This is a genomic window from Paenibacillus sp. FSL H3-0286, assembly GCF_045040705.1.
GTDB lineage: Bacteria > Bacillota > Bacilli > Paenibacillales > Paenibacillaceae > Paenibacillus_AQ > Paenibacillus_AQ odorifer.
The window spans coordinates 4,551,029-4,566,632 of record NZ_CP150285.1; the positions used below are offsets into that span (position 1 = coordinate 4,551,029).

General features: G+C 42.9%; 11 protein-coding genes. 5 read left to right on the forward strand and 6 right to left on the reverse strand.

Annotation, left to right across the window (positions count from 1 at the left end; genetic code table 11):
* Positions 1–130 precede the first annotated feature (130 nt).
* On the reverse strand, positions 131–1,420 hold the full coding sequence (locus tag MHB37_RS20475; RefSeq protein ID WP_076218429.1) for a serine dehydratase subunit alpha family protein: 1,290 nt from the start codon (positions 1,418–1,420) through the stop codon (positions 131–133).
* A gap of 133 nt (positions 1,421–1,553) precedes the next feature.
* On the opposite strand from MHB37_RS20475, the gene MHB37_RS20480 reads away from it, so the two are divergent.
* A complete protein-coding gene (locus MHB37_RS20480; RefSeq protein WP_405168431.1) occupies positions 1,554–2,363 on the forward strand; it encodes a lipase family protein in 810 nt (269 codons plus the stop codon).
* A 301-nt stretch (positions 2,364–2,664) separates the two neighbouring features.
* On the opposite strand, the gene MHB37_RS20485 is transcribed toward MHB37_RS20480, so the two are convergent.
* Complete coding sequence (locus MHB37_RS20485; RefSeq protein WP_076127294.1) at positions 2,665–3,006, reverse strand: DUF4181 domain-containing protein; 342 nt, start codon at positions 3,004–3,006, stop codon at positions 2,665–2,667.
* A gap of 428 nt (positions 3,007–3,434) precedes the next feature.
* On the opposite strand from MHB37_RS20485, the gene MHB37_RS20490 reads away from it, so the two are divergent.
* The gene (locus MHB37_RS20490; protein WP_076182970.1) at positions 3,435–3,866 is read left to right on the forward strand and encodes a flavodoxin domain-containing protein; all 432 of its coding nucleotides are present in this window, start codon (positions 3,435–3,437) and stop codon (positions 3,864–3,866) included.
* A 56-nt stretch (positions 3,867–3,922) separates the two neighbouring features.
* Here MHB37_RS20490 and MHB37_RS20495 read toward each other — a convergent pair whose 3' ends face one another.
* Positions 3,923–5,995 carry a serine hydrolase domain-containing protein gene (locus tag MHB37_RS20495; RefSeq protein ID WP_405168432.1) on the reverse strand — a complete coding sequence of 691 codons (2,073 nt, stop codon included), beginning with the start codon at positions 5,993–5,995 and terminating at the stop codon, positions 3,923–3,925.
* 92 nt (positions 5,996–6,087) lie between these two features.
* The gene (locus MHB37_RS20500) at positions 6,088–6,810 is read right to left on the reverse strand and encodes an MOSC domain-containing protein (RefSeq protein WP_076127299.1); all 723 of its coding nucleotides are present in this window, start codon (positions 6,808–6,810) and stop codon (positions 6,088–6,090) included.
* 197 nt (positions 6,811–7,007) lie between these two features.
* On the opposite strand from MHB37_RS20500, the gene MHB37_RS20505 reads away from it, so the two are divergent.
* The 3 genes from MHB37_RS20505 (at position 7,008) to MHB37_RS20515 (ending at position 10,290) form a co-directional block, all read left to right on the forward strand.
* Positions 7,008–8,471 carry an ATP-binding protein gene (locus tag MHB37_RS20505; RefSeq protein ID WP_405168433.1) on the forward strand — a complete coding sequence of 488 codons (1,464 nt, stop codon included), beginning with the start codon at positions 7,008–7,010 and terminating at the stop codon, positions 8,469–8,471.
* Between the two features lie 83 nt (positions 8,472–8,554).
* On the forward strand, positions 8,555–9,406 hold the full coding sequence (locus MHB37_RS20510; protein ID WP_076190650.1) for an AraC family transcriptional regulator: 852 nt from the start codon (positions 8,555–8,557) through the stop codon (positions 9,404–9,406).
* Positions 9,406–10,290, forward strand: a complete 885-nt coding sequence (locus MHB37_RS20515) for a DMT family transporter (RefSeq protein ID WP_405169616.1) — start codon at positions 9,406–9,408, stop codon at positions 10,288–10,290. The genes MHB37_RS20510 and MHB37_RS20515 overlap by 1 nt, the downstream gene beginning before the upstream one ends.
* An 81-nt stretch (positions 10,291–10,371) precedes the next feature.
* On the opposite strand, the gene MHB37_RS20520 is transcribed toward MHB37_RS20515, so the two are convergent.
* Together MHB37_RS20520 and MHB37_RS20525 are read right to left on the reverse strand one after the other, a co-directional pair.
* Complete coding sequence (locus tag MHB37_RS20520; RefSeq protein ID WP_405168434.1) at positions 10,372–14,853, reverse strand: hypothetical protein; 4,482 nt, start codon at positions 14,851–14,853, stop codon at positions 10,372–10,374.
* Positions 14,840–15,598, reverse strand: a complete 759-nt coding sequence (locus MHB37_RS20525) for a DUF6063 family protein (protein WP_076182984.1) — start codon at positions 15,596–15,598, stop codon at positions 14,840–14,842. The genes MHB37_RS20520 and MHB37_RS20525 overlap by 14 nt, the downstream gene beginning before the upstream one ends.
* Between the last annotated feature and the right edge of the window lie 6 nt (positions 15,599–15,604).

The following is a 15,604-nucleotide window of genomic DNA, read 5'->3' on the forward strand; positions in this document are numbered from 1 at the left end:
TGCAAATCTTCTCGCAGACCTATGTTTTTGCCGAAGTGTTACAAAGACCGCCCGGCTTCCTGCCATTTTATGCAGGGAACCGGGCGGTCTTAATTATGATGTTCTATCTTGTTTTCAACTTATTTGGAAGCTAATTCGCTCCGCCTTTGGAGAGCATAATATTGAGAATGGTCTTGTCAGTATCCGCCAGCCCTTCCTGAACCAAACGCTCCATGTTGCGGATGGTATCTTCCACCTCTTCGAAAATTACACCATCCTTGGTTGTAGGAGCAATGTTGTTCATAGCCAGTGTGGCTGCCTGGATCGCCGTATTAGTGGAGGTGGAAATCTTCAGCGCACAGGTAGAATTCGCACCGTCACAGATCATGCCTGACAAAGAAGCTATCGTATTCTGTATCCCATGCTTGATCTGCTCAAGACTGCCGCCCATGAGATAAATGATCCCGCTATTTGCTCCTACTCCCCCTGCAATCCCTGAACCACATAATGGGGACAAACGCCCGATATAATGTTTGATGTGCACAGTGACCAGATTGCTCAGTGCAAGCGCCCGAGCTAGCATTTCTTCATCTTTGTCCAGCAATTCCGCCAGAGCTATAACGGGAAGCGTACAGGCGATGCCTTGATTGCCACTGCCCGCAGTTGTCATCACAGGCATTGCACTGCCATCCATTCGAGCATCTGAAGCCGCTGCGGTAGCCGCGATAATTCTGTTCGCTACATCATTGCCGAACAGATTCACCGCAGATTGCTGATTCATTTTCTTACCTACTTGCAAGCCATAATCGCCTCGCAATCCCTCATCAGAGATCGCTTTGTTCATCCGCGCCCCTTCCAAGAGAAAGCTAAGGTCTGAAAAAGGAGCGGTACAGATAAACTCGAATATCTGGTCAACTGAGCCCGCATACTCTTCCGTGTCGGAAAGACCAGGCTTGCCACAGTCGGCTTTTGAATTCCGGGGTGTTATTTTCTCCCCGTCCAGAGCCAAATATTCTATATGGGTGTGCTCTCTGGCAATAATGGCAGTCGCCGTATGGTTCTGCGTAAACAACTGGGCTTCAATATATAATTTCTCAGGAGTGTCCTTTATCTCCACTTTTAGCAGCTTTCTATCCAGCAGGTCATTTGCCATCTTCAACTCCGCCTGCGTCAGACCTGACAGAATTTCCAGCTCCTTGTGAGAACGGCCGACCACCGCTCCAAGGGCTGCTGCGATGGGCAGGCCTGTCTGGCCTGTCCCGGGAATGCCCACTCCCATTGCATTTTTGATAATATTACCGCTGAGATGCAGCTGAATCCCCGTAATTTCTTCCTCGAGAAGCTCTGCCGCCAAGGAGACGGCATACGCAACTGCAATCGGCTCCGTACAGCCTTCTGCCGGCACGACTTCCTTGTGTAAAATTTCCAATAAGTTGCTCATGTATGCATTTCCCCCTTTTCTCTCGCTGTTGGACTTATTTATATATAGTAACTCAGAGAGAAGTTTCAGGGAATCCTTTTTCTTAGGAATCACTCCTTCATCCCCCTAATATAGTGTAGGAAAGAAAGGCGGGATGTACGTGAGTAAGAGGGATGAGCAAGAGCAAAGGGCGATCTTTCTAGCTGCAGTCTGCGGGCAAACCTATACACAATTTTCAAATATAGATGGAGTTTTCGTCATTCCATTAGATTATCAGCTATGTCATCCCATTGAAGCACAATCCTTCAATAATGTATGGGAACGTTTCGGCTTTATTTTGGAGTCTCCACAAGAGATTATTATTGCCTTTCGGGGAACCAGTACGACGACCAATTGGATATCCAACGTCCTCGCTTCACAGGAACGGTTCAAATATCTTAAAGAAGACTCTCTCACCCATCGTGGCTTCACCAACATTTATTCTTCAGCTCGGGACGGCATCTTCTCTGCGCTCTCCAAGCTATCTCCTGACAAGACCTTATACATTACGGGCCACAGCCTCGGTGGAGCGCTCGCCACCTTATGTACCTCAGATATTGCGGCAAATACCTCTTACACCTCACCTAACCTATATACTTATGGTTCCCCACGGGTAGGCGATCCGGACTTCGTTAATATTTTCAAACAATATGTGCGGAAGAGTTACCGGTATGCCAATCTTTTTGATGTTGTAACCTACGCACCTCCACATGTCTATAAGCTCCCCAAACGGGAAAAAAAGTATTATTACAATCATGTCCATACTTTTAACTCACTGTCTTTCCAGAATGGATCTACAAGTGGTAATCACGTAATCAGCAGCTATTTCGCCGAGCTCTCCAAGCTCCAACCGGAATTCGCTCAAGAATTATGTATAACGAACCCTGGATTCTGTCCACTCGTGGCTACGAAAGCAGAAGTATAATGTAAACACAAAAAGGAGGTGCCCAACAAGCCATATGCTGGCTGCCGGAACACCTCTTTTCTTCGTATGATTCGATGCCATCAGCAGTTACAAAGTCACTAACGGACTCCATCGACACTAACAGCAGTATATTTCCACTTTAAGAATTCCATCGGACCCCATGGCCACTATTGGCATAAAAACCCGTAATATAAGTCACTTTCTAACGAATAGCTGCACTGGAGTCCGAAACGCTGCCCAAAAGGCGATTATTTAGCAATTAACATCATCTGGGTCCGATACCGGTACGAATGAAACTAGATCAGAATATAAAATAAACTAATACCACACCCAGGACTAACAGAATAAGTGAAACTATGTGCTGTTTCGTATGTTTTAGAAATTTCCAGTCGATAAACGACTGAAATCCTATTGCTACTATTATAACTACAATCCAAAACCACTTCATAACCGTACCCTCTGGGCCATCGGCAATTATTATCACAATCCCCGTAATTAATCCCACAAGTGCAAGTATAAGCTTCCCTTTTATATTAAGCTCATAACCGTCCTCAGGAAGTTTTTCTTTATCCGGGCCAACAATCCATATCCTTAGAAATAGGTTAGAAAAAGCAAGGATTATAAGTATAAGTCCAATTTTCACTTTCGTTCACCTCCACTCTTATATAGAATTCATTCGTATTTATTTCTGATCATTAGTTCTTTGATTTCTCTTAACTCATTTAATATTTCTTTTGATAGTTGTGTACTTCTAGAGTTATCGATGCCTACTTTAATCACGAATATTCCAAGCAACAAATAGATGATTAGCATTACGATGATCCCCAATTCACGTTCACTCCTCTTATTTTTGTATATTTCATTAAAGATATAGTTAGCATTAGATTAATATTATTCCCATGATACCATAATAAGGATATCTAATTAACACTCAGGAGCTTGCCGTTGGCTTGACAAATGATCAGTATATTCGATAAAATATACTATATCTTGATAATCGAGATAATTGATATGCGAGACTTTTTTTCTATGCGGGAACGCGATTAATCTTAACTGAAAAGAGGGAACACAATGGCAGTACTTATTCTATACGCTACAAAATCTGGAGCAACAGAACAATGTGCAAAAGTATTATCAGAAGAGCTACCTCAGAGCAAAATTTGCAATATCGAACTAGAAAAGCCAGATATCGAGGCATTTGATAGCATTATTTTAGGCGCAGGAGTAAGAGATGAAAAAATATATAAAGCCATTCGTGACTTTATCAAAAAAAATAAAGATGAGTTACTGACTAAGAAGATGGGCTACTACATTTGCAACGAGAAACCTAAGAAAACCGAAGAATTAATAGAGAAAAATTTCCCTGATGATCTGAAAGAAGCTGCGATTTGTATTGAATCTTTTGGAGGTTATAAGGCCTATAAGGCTCCAAAGGAAGGTACTGATCAGCTAAAAGGGATTTTGGTAGATAAAATAAGAGAATTCTCACAAAATTTCAAATAAAAAATCCTGTTACCAAGACGAAAATCTTGATAACAGGATTCTTTTTTTATATACGTTTATTGCGCCTTGAGGGTCACTTCAAACTTCGCACCGACATCACCAACAAATACAATTTTACCGTTGCTAGGAAGTTTGACTTGTTTAAGACCGCTAATGGTGAAGTAATTCACACATACACCATTCTCATCATAGACGGCAAAGGAACTTTTGGTTGGCAGCTCTACTGTCATTATCTTACCTGTTGCCGTTTCAGGAACTCCATACCATCTAGCATATCCATCTGATTGGATAGTTACCATAGATTGCGGGCCTGCATAAATAGGTTTAACCGCATCTTGATGTATAAACAATTGATTGCCAATCTTTAAATACTCCACACCATTTTTCTCTTCAAAAATAAGATCCGCAAGATCGCGCCCAGCGATGGTTGGGATTTGCACGGTCATTTCTGCTTTATTAGGCCCAGTTATTTTATTCGAGCCCATATAACCAGGTGCGTCAGGGAACATAGCGATTCCAGCTACCGGCATACTCATGTAATATTGGGAGCTGTACTTCTCGCTGACATCAAAATACAATTTCCCTTGACGCTGCTGCCACGCAGTAGTGACCTCTTGAGATAGGGCATTGGGTTCAAGCTTCTCAGCTGCATATTGGGTAACGGCAGTTTCACCAAGTCCTGGAATCACCCCATACCCTTGACTCCAAAGATAGATACGGCCATTGCTCTCCTTCACAAAGCTAACTTTACTTGTACCCTCTGCATCTAAGAATTCACCGTTCGAATTATAGGAAAATTTCTGCGCAGGCATTGTAGGAGCTATAATCGAAGAAATACTCAATTCCCCAGCTTTACTAACCTCTATCTTCATCAGTTGCGTAGAATCACCATAGACACCCGCATTGTTTAGCAATTCTTGCGGCATATCCTCTTTGTTCGAAGTTTTAAATGTAGGTGTAGCTTTGAGTTCCTTAATAACTCCCTTTTCCTGTAAAGCGCTGAGTAAAATTTCGTTGGCAAGCATCTGGTCCGTTGTACTTGATCCGCCAGAAGATATTACTGCTGCTGCCATCTGCTGCTCGGGCAATACAACTAATGAGGTATGATACAGACCTGTATCTCCACCCTTTGTCAAAGCCTTGATTTCGTACTGGTTAAATGGATATAAGTTCACACTGTCCCAGCCTAATCCATAAGCTAACGAATTATCGGTTCCTTTAGGCCATATTCCACGCTTATATTCCTCTTGTTCCATCGCTTTTACAGACTTTTCTGACAAAATGCCAGTCGATTGGCCTGTAAAAATAGTTGCAAAACGCACCAAATCCTCAGCAGTGGAATAGATACCACCTGTTCCAATCACGTTAATGGTTTCTTTGGGTAAAGCTGCTGAGTAGGTAGCATTATAGACACTAGCCAGCTGAGAAGAAGCTACAGAATCTACAGGCGTTTTCGTATGTTCAAGCCCTAGAGGTTCTGTGAAATTTTGATGAATGAATGTGGTAAAGTCCGTGCCACTGACCTTTTCAACAATCAACTCAGCCAACGTAAATCCATCATTACAATATACTGAGTAGGCGCCTGGATCGGCCTTCAGACGTTGTGTTGACAAAGTCTCTAGCAAACTATCTTTTGCAATAGGATCGGAATCATTAAATAAGAAAGAATTGGATAAGTTCGAGCCAGCAAGACCTGATGAATGATTCAACAGCATCCGTACAGTGATTTGCTTATAACGAGAATCTTCCATCGTAAAATTATTCAAATAAGATACGACTGAACCGTCCAAATCTACTTTTCCTTGCTCAACAAGCTTCATAATAGAAGCTGTTGTATACATTTTACTCGTCGAGCCAATACCATACATCGTTGTGACGCTTGGTGCTGTCTTACTCTCCACATGGCTAAATCCAGATTGACCGCTCACAACGATATTATCGCCATCAATAAGAGCATATTGGAGACTAGTCGTCCCCAGCTTCTCCGTTAAGAACGCCGCCTTCTCTGCTGCCACTTTCTGAGTGTTCACATACGTTTGCCCTTTGCTGCTATCCGCTGCTAAAACACTAGTAGGGACATACACCAATAGAAGCAATGTAACTAATAAGGATGCCAAATTTTTCTTCATACATAACCTCCCGATATGAAATCGTCATCCTTTAAAGGATAATTTATCCATGGAGTAATGTAAAGGAAGTTTATACTATTGGGATTATATATCTAATCTACTATTTCTACTCTATCTCCGATTCGAATTTCCCCTGTTTTGATTACTGAGGCATAGACTCCGAAATGCAAATCAAACTCTTTATGTAATTTTTTCAAAAGCACTGGGTCCTTCTGAAGACTATCCGGGTCCATCGTAATCACAACACATCTCTCACAAAAACTATCTACCTGTAGCTGTACATCCCCAATGTTGAGCCGGCGTCCAATCCAATCTCCTTCAAAAAGAGAATCATCATTCAGCGCGATAACAAAATTCCCGCGAAAACGCCGTTGATCCAAGGAATGCCCCCAGGTTGCCTCCAGTTTTTTTAAGCTGGCATCCGTAATGAGTAGAATACTAGCGCCATCCACGGATAGGAGCTGCGGATGTTCTGGCTGTGGATGTGCAGCTTTTAGACCAGACATAGTGATTGGAGTTTTGGTTTGGCTTTGGATTTCTTCCAATAGATTATCATCCCATCCAAAGGTTCGCCCGTCTGATGCCGTTACATGGATTTGTCCATCTATAAATTGCGCTTGATAGGTAAGCATATTCGGTATATTTCTAGCGGTGATATATCTTCGCCAGCCCTCTTTTGACTCATCGTAAAAGGAGCAAAAACGGTCACCAAGCATTCCATAGGGTTCAATCATACAGCTTTCTAATTTTTCACCCGCAAATGACTTGACCGGGTAACGATTAATTCCTTGAATTTCACCAACAACTGATAACATAATACAACGCCTCCACTTGTCTTAAAATGCAACGTATCTTCCTATTCTACCTGATTTTATTTAACTGTTGTATGAATATCTAATAACCCAGAAATTTTATATGTTTTATTGAGTTATATGTTTTATACTATGACTGTTAGACATATTGCATTTTGAAATAACACTCACTCCCCCATAAAGAAGAGAGGTAACCTGCTGTGCGGACAAATGATTTTCAAGGTTTTGACTTTGTTTTTACTCAAGCCGTGATGGGTATGGCCCTTATTTCGCTTGATGGAACGTTCCTAAAACTGAATTCAGCATTATGCGACCTCTTGGGGTATGATGAAACCGAATTAACTACACCCTCTCCAACCGTCCGTACCCTTCTAGATCAGATTCATAAATTCATTTCACTAGGAAGCTCTCTTCCATCTACGAGTACTGATCCGCAGAGACTCGAAGTAGATTATTTCCATCCCACCGGATACCGGTTATCTTTAAAAGTCTCCATATCTATCCTTTCGGATGACATTGGTAAACCCATATTTTATTTTACTCAATTCGAGAATAAGACCCTGATCAGGGAAATGGAGACTCAGCTTCAGGTTGTGAAGACCCATCTACTTGAAAAAGAGAGCTCTTTTCTACAGCTGCTGGAGGAACTTCCTCAGCCCGTGCTTATCACTAGGGAAGGGATCGTTCTGTATGCAAATTCGGCAGGTTTACAATTAATCCATGCAGAAAGCCTAGATCAAGTGCTTGGTCTATCGACTATGGATATTGTCGACTACTCTAATTATGAAATTCTCTCAGAACGAAGAAAGAAATTCAACACTGATAGAACAACAGGTTCTGTCTGCTACCTGATTAATTGTTTAAATAACCAGCAGAAATATGTGGATGGAATTACATTGCCGATTATCTTTGATGGAAACGAAGCGTACATTGGCATATTTAAAGATATATCCGAGCAAGTATTGGAAGATGAACGACTGATTCAGTCCGAGAAATTATCCACAGCAGGACAGTTAGCAGCTGGAATCGCTCATGAAATACGGAATCCTCTTACAGCCATTAATGGTTTTATGAAGCTACTGCGCTCTTCCGAGCGGATGAATGATAAATATATTTCCATTATTGAGTCAGAATTGAAACGCATCGAGTTCATCGTCAACGAACTGCTTGTCTTATCTAAACCCCAAACCACTCATATTAGTAAACCAGTGGATTTATTGTCTTTGCTGGAACAAGTCACCACACTAATGAATGGACAAGCTGCCCTAAAAAATCTCAAGATCCTCCCTGTCTGTACTGATCATTCCATTTGGATCAATGGTGAGGCTTATCAGCTTAAGCAGGTATTTATTAACTTACTTAAAAATGCGATGGAAGCAATGAATCATGGGGGAAACATCTATATTCATGTGCAAACCTATGACAGAGAAGCCCGAATCAGTGTGCAGGATGAAGGCTGTGGGATGACAGAGGAACAGATCAATGCCCTCGGCAAACCATTTTATACGACCAAAGAAACAGGAACAGGCTTAGGTTATATGATCACACAAAATATTATACATAATCATGGCGGAGCGATCTCTGTAGAAAGTATTCTGGAGCAAGGAACAACTTTTACTGTGAGTATTCCAACGATCATTACACCTGAGGAATCTATCATGTAGAAGAGGTATCGCAACATCATGCAAGAATGCCCCTAATTTTCACATTATAATGGTTGTACATAATTTGAAAAGAAGGTGCAGCAATGACTCGTGAAGTTCGAACAGTAGTTTTCGATCGTGACTTAAAATTTGAGGCCTATCGATTCGAAGGTATTATGCAGAAGTTTCCCAACCATTTTCATGACTATTATGTCATAGGTTTTATTGAACAAGGAAAGAGACATCTGCTATGTAACCAAGAAGAGCATATTCTTAACAGCGGAGATGTGGTCATCTTTAATCCGGCGGATCCCCATGCCTGTGAACAGATAGACGGGAGAACGCTTGACTATCGCTGCATCAATATTCAGCCGGAAGTCATGCGTGAGTATGTGCTAGAAATTACCGGCATAGACTACTTACCGCGGTTCACACACAATGTCCTCTACCAAAGTGAACTGTCGAGCCCTTTACACGATCTGCACCAAATGATATTAGAGGATCAATCCGATTTTCAAAAAGAAGAGTTGTTTCTATTTCTCTTGGAGCAGCTTCTGAGAGAATACACGGAGACAGAAACCCTCTGTCCCGCTCAAGAGCCTACTTCTGAAATTAAAATCATTTGCGAATACATAGAGTTACATTATGCGCAGAACATTACGCTGAACCAGCTAAGTGAATTGAGCGGCTTAAGTAAATATCACTTGCTGCGTTTATTTACCAGACAGAAAGGAATATCACCTTACCGTTACTTGGAAACTATTCGCATCAACCACGCCAAAAGGCTTTTAGAACAAGGAATATTGCCAATAGAAGTGGCCTCTCTAACCGGATTCAGTGATCAGAGCCATTTCACAAATTTTTTTAAAAGACTCATAGGCTTAACCCCTAAGCAATATATGCGTATATTTGTTCAACAAACGGGAGTAAAGTCATCAATGGAACTTACGAAATGATAGATCAACGTAAGATTAACACAGGACATCTGCTGGCATTACTTACGATTTTAATCTGGGGAACCACCTTTATCTCCACAAAAATACTGTTAAAAGACTTTACGCCTGTGGAAATTCTGTTCTTCCGTTTTCTTATTGGGTACTTTGTACTGTTACTGATCTATTCACGTCCAATCCGAACTACATCCTTTAAAGAGGAATTACTCTTTATCTCAGCAGGTCTTTGTGGAGTCACGTTATATTTTCTTATAGAAAATATTGCCCTAGTCTATACCCTTGCATCCAATGTAGGTGTGATTGTCTCCATCGCTCCATTTTTCACGGCGGTTATCGCTCACTTCTTTTTAGAAGAAGAGAAATTTCATAGGCAGTTTTTTATAGGATTTTTGATAGCCTTGGCAGGAATTATATTAATTGGGCTGAACGGGAGTTATCTTCTGCCACTGAACCCCATCGGCGACTTGCTGGCATTGCTGGCACCTGTGGTTTGGGCAATATATTCAGTGTTGATGCGAAAAATAAGCCTACTAAAGGTTCATACTATAGGGGCTACCCGCAGAGTATTTTTCTATGGTCTGCTGTTTATGCTGCCTCCTCTGTTTCTGTTTGATTTCCAGCTGGGTCTGAGTAGATTCAAAGAGATTTCAAATGTAGCTCACCTGCTTTTCTTAGGTCTGGGTGCCTCGGCACTGTGTTTTTTGACTTGGAATAAAGCTGTAGGGATTCTGGGGGCTGTAAAAACAAGTGTATACATCTATATTGTGCCTGTAATTACAGTAGCAGCTTCTGCCCTTGTTCTGAATGAAAAGATCACCTGGGCAATCCTGACGGGAACTTTTTTAACGCTCACCGGTTCATATATTTCCGAACGCAAACCTAAATAACCACACCATCTTTAACATTTAATAAAAAGAAGCCCCAGCAGCGTGATGCATACTGGAGCTTCTTTAAGTTTCATTCCATACTCAGAACAACGAGACAGGAATAAGCTTTCTTCCGCCCTTGATCAGGGTCGATTCCAGCATGTCCCCTTTGACGCCTCCAAAATAAAGCTGCCAATACACGCCAAAACGCACGCTGACATCATTCTTCACCAGCTCCGGCGGCGTAACAATCAGCCATTGGAATTTGAGCGCCTTGGAAATTTCGAAGACGGGGTCAAGCACGTTATTGGAGACCATTTCTCCGAAAGGATTGTCATATAAAAAGACCGTCCAGCCTTTATTCTCACGATTCACCCGTTTATGCGTCATGATCATCATTGCGACCAGCAGCTGTACAGATTGACGTTGCCCACCACTGCCGACTGCTTCATCCAGTGCGCCGCGATTAATAATCTCCCAGTCCGAATAATGATAATCTTCCGGTGCGGCGTAGAGGAAATAATTCTCCGTTACCGGTTTATACACTTGAAGTATCGGAAAGCGGTTCTGCAGCGCCGCATAGACAATTCGTCCGTCATTAATAACCTCTTTGATTACCAGCGCCGGCACTTGTTCTATCTTGGGATACTTTTTGAGCAATTCATTGATGCATTGATTGAAGTAGTCACTCACCATCGGCTCTACCTCATCGCTTGTTCTTGGCACATTGATATTCTTGTAATTCAGACGTACCAGCGGGAAGGCATAATTATTCTCGTTATGAATAATCATCCGGCGTTCCATTCGCTTCATAATATCAATGATTTGTACCACTCGTAGAGATGCCCGGCCAACCCACATCTTGCGGGAGAGATCCATGCCTTCCTTATCGCTTTGAATGCTCTCGATCTGATCGCGCGAACTGCGTAGCATGGAATCTAGGACTTGCAGTGCAATGGCGAAATTATCCCAATGGACCGTATTCAATCGATCTAGAATCTTGGTCTCCAGTTCGGAATTCCGTTCATTTTTCGCAAGTTTTTCGGTTAAGGAATTTTTCTCTTCCTTCACCTTTTTGGAGATCTCATCCTGTCTAATCCGGCTATCCTTAATGCGGAGAAGCCAGTCGGCTACTAGAGGCTCGCAGCTTTCTCTAACCCTCAGCGTTATTTCTTCTGGCACACTCCGTAGGTTGACGCGATCCTCAATATGCGCGTTCATTATTTTGATTTGATTGGATAAAGTCTGAAGGAGGACATCGATTCGGTCCAAGGATCTTTTACACTGATTAAGCATAAGCTCATTCGCTTGGCAGCGCTCCTGAATTTCTGTCTCCTTATCCCCTAGCGCCTCATTCCAAAGCTCCACGGCACGTTCATGTTTCTCTTTGATCCCCTTCTCTACTTTGCGCAACTCTTTCTGCAAGTTCTCCAATTCAGTCTGGCAGCGGATGTAACCGTCGTGAACAATCTGATAGTCTTCCTCCAACGAAGTAGTATCCGTCTTTTGGCGATTTCTTGCAGCCATAATGGTCTCGGACGTTTCCGTAGGTTCGGTCGCCTTCCGCCAATTCACATCCACTTGATTCAGGCTGGATTCAAGCTCAGCCAGATTCTCGCTTGCTGCTTTAATCTGTGCAGCTCTTGTCCGAACTTCCAGTTCATTTTCAGTTAATGATTGCTGTAGACTTTCCACGGTACTAAGCTGCTGCAATAGAAGATTCTGCTCTACAGGATCTACAGGTATGACTTCTCCTTCATCAGAAAGCTGGGGATCTGTTGGGAAAACAATCTCAGGAAACCATCGTTGCAGTCTAGGGAACATCGCATATTCGGTTTCTCTCGTCCATTTATTGCGTTGTCCACTCAAGCTTTCTATTTGCACCTTTAGGTGTTCAAGCTGCTGATCTTTACCTGCTAACTCTTTGCTCACCATATTCTTTCGTTCGATTATTTTTTGTTTTTCCTTATAATCTTGTTCCTGTTTCTTCGTCCGTTCAATCCAAGCTTGCAGAACCCCCGCTCTCTGCTCATGCTCCACACTTAGAACTTTGTTCTCAGCGAGCTCCCGTCCGATCCGGGTAAGCGTCCCTTCGTTCTCATCCATCTCATGGCTCAGATTGTTAATGCTCTGCTGAAGTTCAGCCTGCAGTTTAATAAGGGCATCCTGCTTGGCTGTAAGCGTCATGGTATTCTCAGTTTGGAATAAACGTTCATATTCTTGACGCACCGATTTTAACTTAGATAAATAAGCTTCAGAGTCCTGAAGGATCTGCTCCTGTTCTTTGAGCTTCCCCTGAATACTGCTCTTCCAATCCTGGAAACGATCCGGCTGCAAGACCATTTGCGGCCCTTGATTCGCAAAAAGCATGAAGGATGCTTGATGCGGAGCTGCCATCTCTTCACGGATAAAGATCGGCACCGCTGATTTAAGCAAGGTGTCCTTCATCAGTTCCGGCTGAATTTTATCAGCTTCGCGCCGGGTCATAATCAAACTATATGGAAGTAACGGATATTGCTCCAGTTCTTCCTCACGTTCAAGATACGGACGGTCATTTAAGTAGGAACTACCTAGTGTTGATTGAATCTTTAACGAATCGAGTGTATCTTTGACCGTCAGAATATCTGAATTGGGTAGCCAGTAGGATTGGTTCTGAAGTTCCACATCCATGAGCTGATTATAGTAATCCCTTCTGGAACGTTTAGTCTGTTGCTCTACTTCATCTATTTTTCGGATAAAACGTGCCGGGATAACATCTTGTTCTTCAAAAAGGCCAGTAGCTCCTAAACGATTATGCTCTTCATACATTTCCAGCAGTACAACGAGCTGTGACCATAATTGGGATTCTTTCTGAGTCTGTGACTCAAGCAGAACCCCAAGCTCGTCCGCTTCACGCTCATAAGAACGCCGTTTCTCACTCAGCTCAGCATGACTCTTATGCAGTGCCAGCTTCCGAATCTCTTCCTGCTTGTGCTGTTCTTCCAAGTCTCCAATGTCTTCAAGAATCGTTTTGGCCGCTGAGATCGTACGCTGCAGGGTAGCTGCCGGAGAATGGGCGGCATCCTGCCCATATTGGGCTGCGAATGCTCCGAGTTCTTCCGTGTATTGCCGAATAGATAAGGTCAAATCATTGATCTGATTATCCAGCCCGGCCAGCTCTACCAAGAAACTTTCCCTTTCCTTGCGCAATCTTCTCTCTTCCGCCGTTAGGTCTTGCTGTGCTGTCCCAAACTCTCTGATCGTTTGCTGCCAGAGATTAAATACCACATTCCACTGTTTCCGCAGCTGTTCCTTGGCTGCCTGAATGACCTCTTGCCGTTCTTTCATCTCCAGAGAACCTTCGATAGCTTGAATTTCTTTTTGCCACTGCTCAATTTGCCGGGTATGGAGCAACCGTTTAGCCAGAAAATAAGCTACTTCAAGCTTCTTCTCTTGCGCTTTGGAATCCTCCAGCCGATCACGCGCACGGCTCTGATCATCACTGAGCTTCTTAAGCTCTTCTTGCTTCAGTTCCGTTTCTTCCTTACTGCGTAAGTATTTAAGATTGTCTGTCTCAAAGCGCAATTGCTTCGCATCCTGATAACGTCCAGCCAGTTCATCAGCAATCTTACTTCGCTCAGCTTCTGCATTTCTCTGCTCTTCATAGATAACCGTATAGATTTGGCGTCCACGTAATTCCGTTTCTTGAACTACGTTTTCTGCTTCCACGCCTAGTTTTACCAGCTCATAAAGTGGTGCAGCCATACTAAGAAACTCTGTATAGACCTGCTCCCGCTGTTCAAGCATCGGCAAGCGCTGAGCCACTGTTGCTGTATCGATAAACATCCGCTGCAGCGTATTGTCGTCTTCCTTTAATCCTTCATTCAGACTAGATCCGATTTCAGGAATAATCAGCTTTTCGAACAAGTTATGATTGGTGAAGGCATCATTCTTTTTAAAATAACCTTTGATACCGCCCTCTTCACCATTGATCCGCCGCATATTACGCCACTCGGCGATATGGATATCCCGGGTAGCCAGGAAGTCATAATATCTTTTCAAATCCGAGCTATGGCTGCCAAAAGGTACAATCTCTCCCCGCCGATCGCGCACAAATTTCTGGATCGTTTCAAAACTCGTAGGTTCAGCAGTCACCTCGTCAAATAACGGCAACGTTGATAGCGTAAGTTCAGCCGCTTCACCGTAATCTGTAAGTGCGTACAGCAAGTAATCCACTTTGATATCCTGCTGATCAAGCGAATTATGTGCCGTCATAGCGATTCCCGTGGTCATATACTCATTGCGCTCATTGTTGTCGAGATGCCATTCGATAGCTACGTGAAAAGTGTACGGTTTAAGTTGTTTTTTATGATTATGAAAGAATGCCTCAACCTGGTTCTCACTGTCTTTGCCCCATGGTGTTTTGGGCATTAATAGCTGGAAAATTGATTGCAGCAGTACGCCCTTTCCACCGCCATTCATGAGCGTAATAAGCGTATTAGCGGGTCCCTCTTCGTTACAGAGGTCCAGAATCATGTCGTCGTATTTCTTGAGCATCTTCTCGTATTTAAGTCCTGTAATTCGTATGCGTTCAATCCGCGGCATAGGTAGCACCGTCTTTCTCAGCTAAAGTTCTTCCAATGAGGCTCTTTAATTCCTGGTATCGATCGACATCATGATATAAATAACGCATTCTCTCATAAAGCTCTTCCCGAGGAAAGATACGCTTCTCTGTCTCAGAGATGAATACGAGCTTCTCCTCCTCCAGAAGTTTCATGCCTTCATGAATCAGCCCAATTCGTGAGCCTGCGCCTCTGGTCAGAAGATCGCTTTCTTCCTGACTTTTAGTCTGCATATAGAGACTGGTCCATACCTTAAACATCGCTTGGATATCAAGCTGCCACTGCTGGCTAAATCGCCCATCCTCATCCATCTGAATCCACGCCTGAAAGAGCGAGGACACCTGATCAGCAATTTGAATATAGGACATACTGTCCTGCCCCGACTTAAAATGAGTCTCATCCTGATCCATTTCGGCCAGAAAAACCAGGATAATAATATTGATAATATGTAAGTGTGTTTTACGCTCAACACGTGAATATTTGTTCTTCAACTGGGTGAAGTTGGTTGCAAACACTGATCCCAGCGGATTAACTAGCAGATGGAGACGGTGCCCGGAATTCATCACCCGACAGCCCCCTTCTTTAGCAACGTACTGAAGTGCATCATAAGTTCCTGCATCCTGAAGGCATTCAGCCGCTGCAGGGTCATCGAGAGGAATTACTTTTTTACGGAGCAATTCAAAAAATAGCCGCGAAGCTTGCTGTACCTGTTCTAATGTATAACTCATGTTAGT

Coding starts and splice junctions, on each gene's coding strand:
- MHB37_RS20475 (WP_076218429.1), bottom strand. CDS start 1,420: ATGAGCAACTTATTGGAAATTTTACACAAGGAAGTCGTGCCGGCAGAA.
- MHB37_RS20480 (WP_405168431.1), top strand. CDS start 1,554: ATGTACGTGAGTAAGAGGGATGAGCAAGAGCAAAGGGCGATCTTTCTA.
- MHB37_RS20490 (WP_076182970.1), top strand. CDS start 3,435: ATGGCAGTACTTATTCTATACGCTACAAAATCTGGAGCAACAGAACAA.
- MHB37_RS20495 (WP_405168432.1), bottom strand. CDS start 5,995: ATGAAGAAAAATTTGGCATCCTTATTAGTTACATTGCTTCTATTGGTG.
- MHB37_RS20500 (WP_076127299.1), bottom strand. CDS start 6,810: ATGTTATCAGTTGTTGGTGAAATTCAAGGAATTAATCGTTACCCGGTC.
- MHB37_RS20510 (WP_076190650.1), top strand. CDS start 8,555: ATGACTCGTGAAGTTCGAACAGTAGTTTTCGATCGTGACTTAAAATTT.
- MHB37_RS20520 (WP_405168434.1), bottom strand. CDS start 14,853: ATGCCGCGGATTGAACGCATACGAATTACAGGACTTAAATACGAGAAG.
- MHB37_RS20525 (WP_076182984.1), bottom strand. CDS start 15,598: ATGAGTTATACATTAGAACAGGTACAGCAAGCTTCGCGGCTATTTTTT.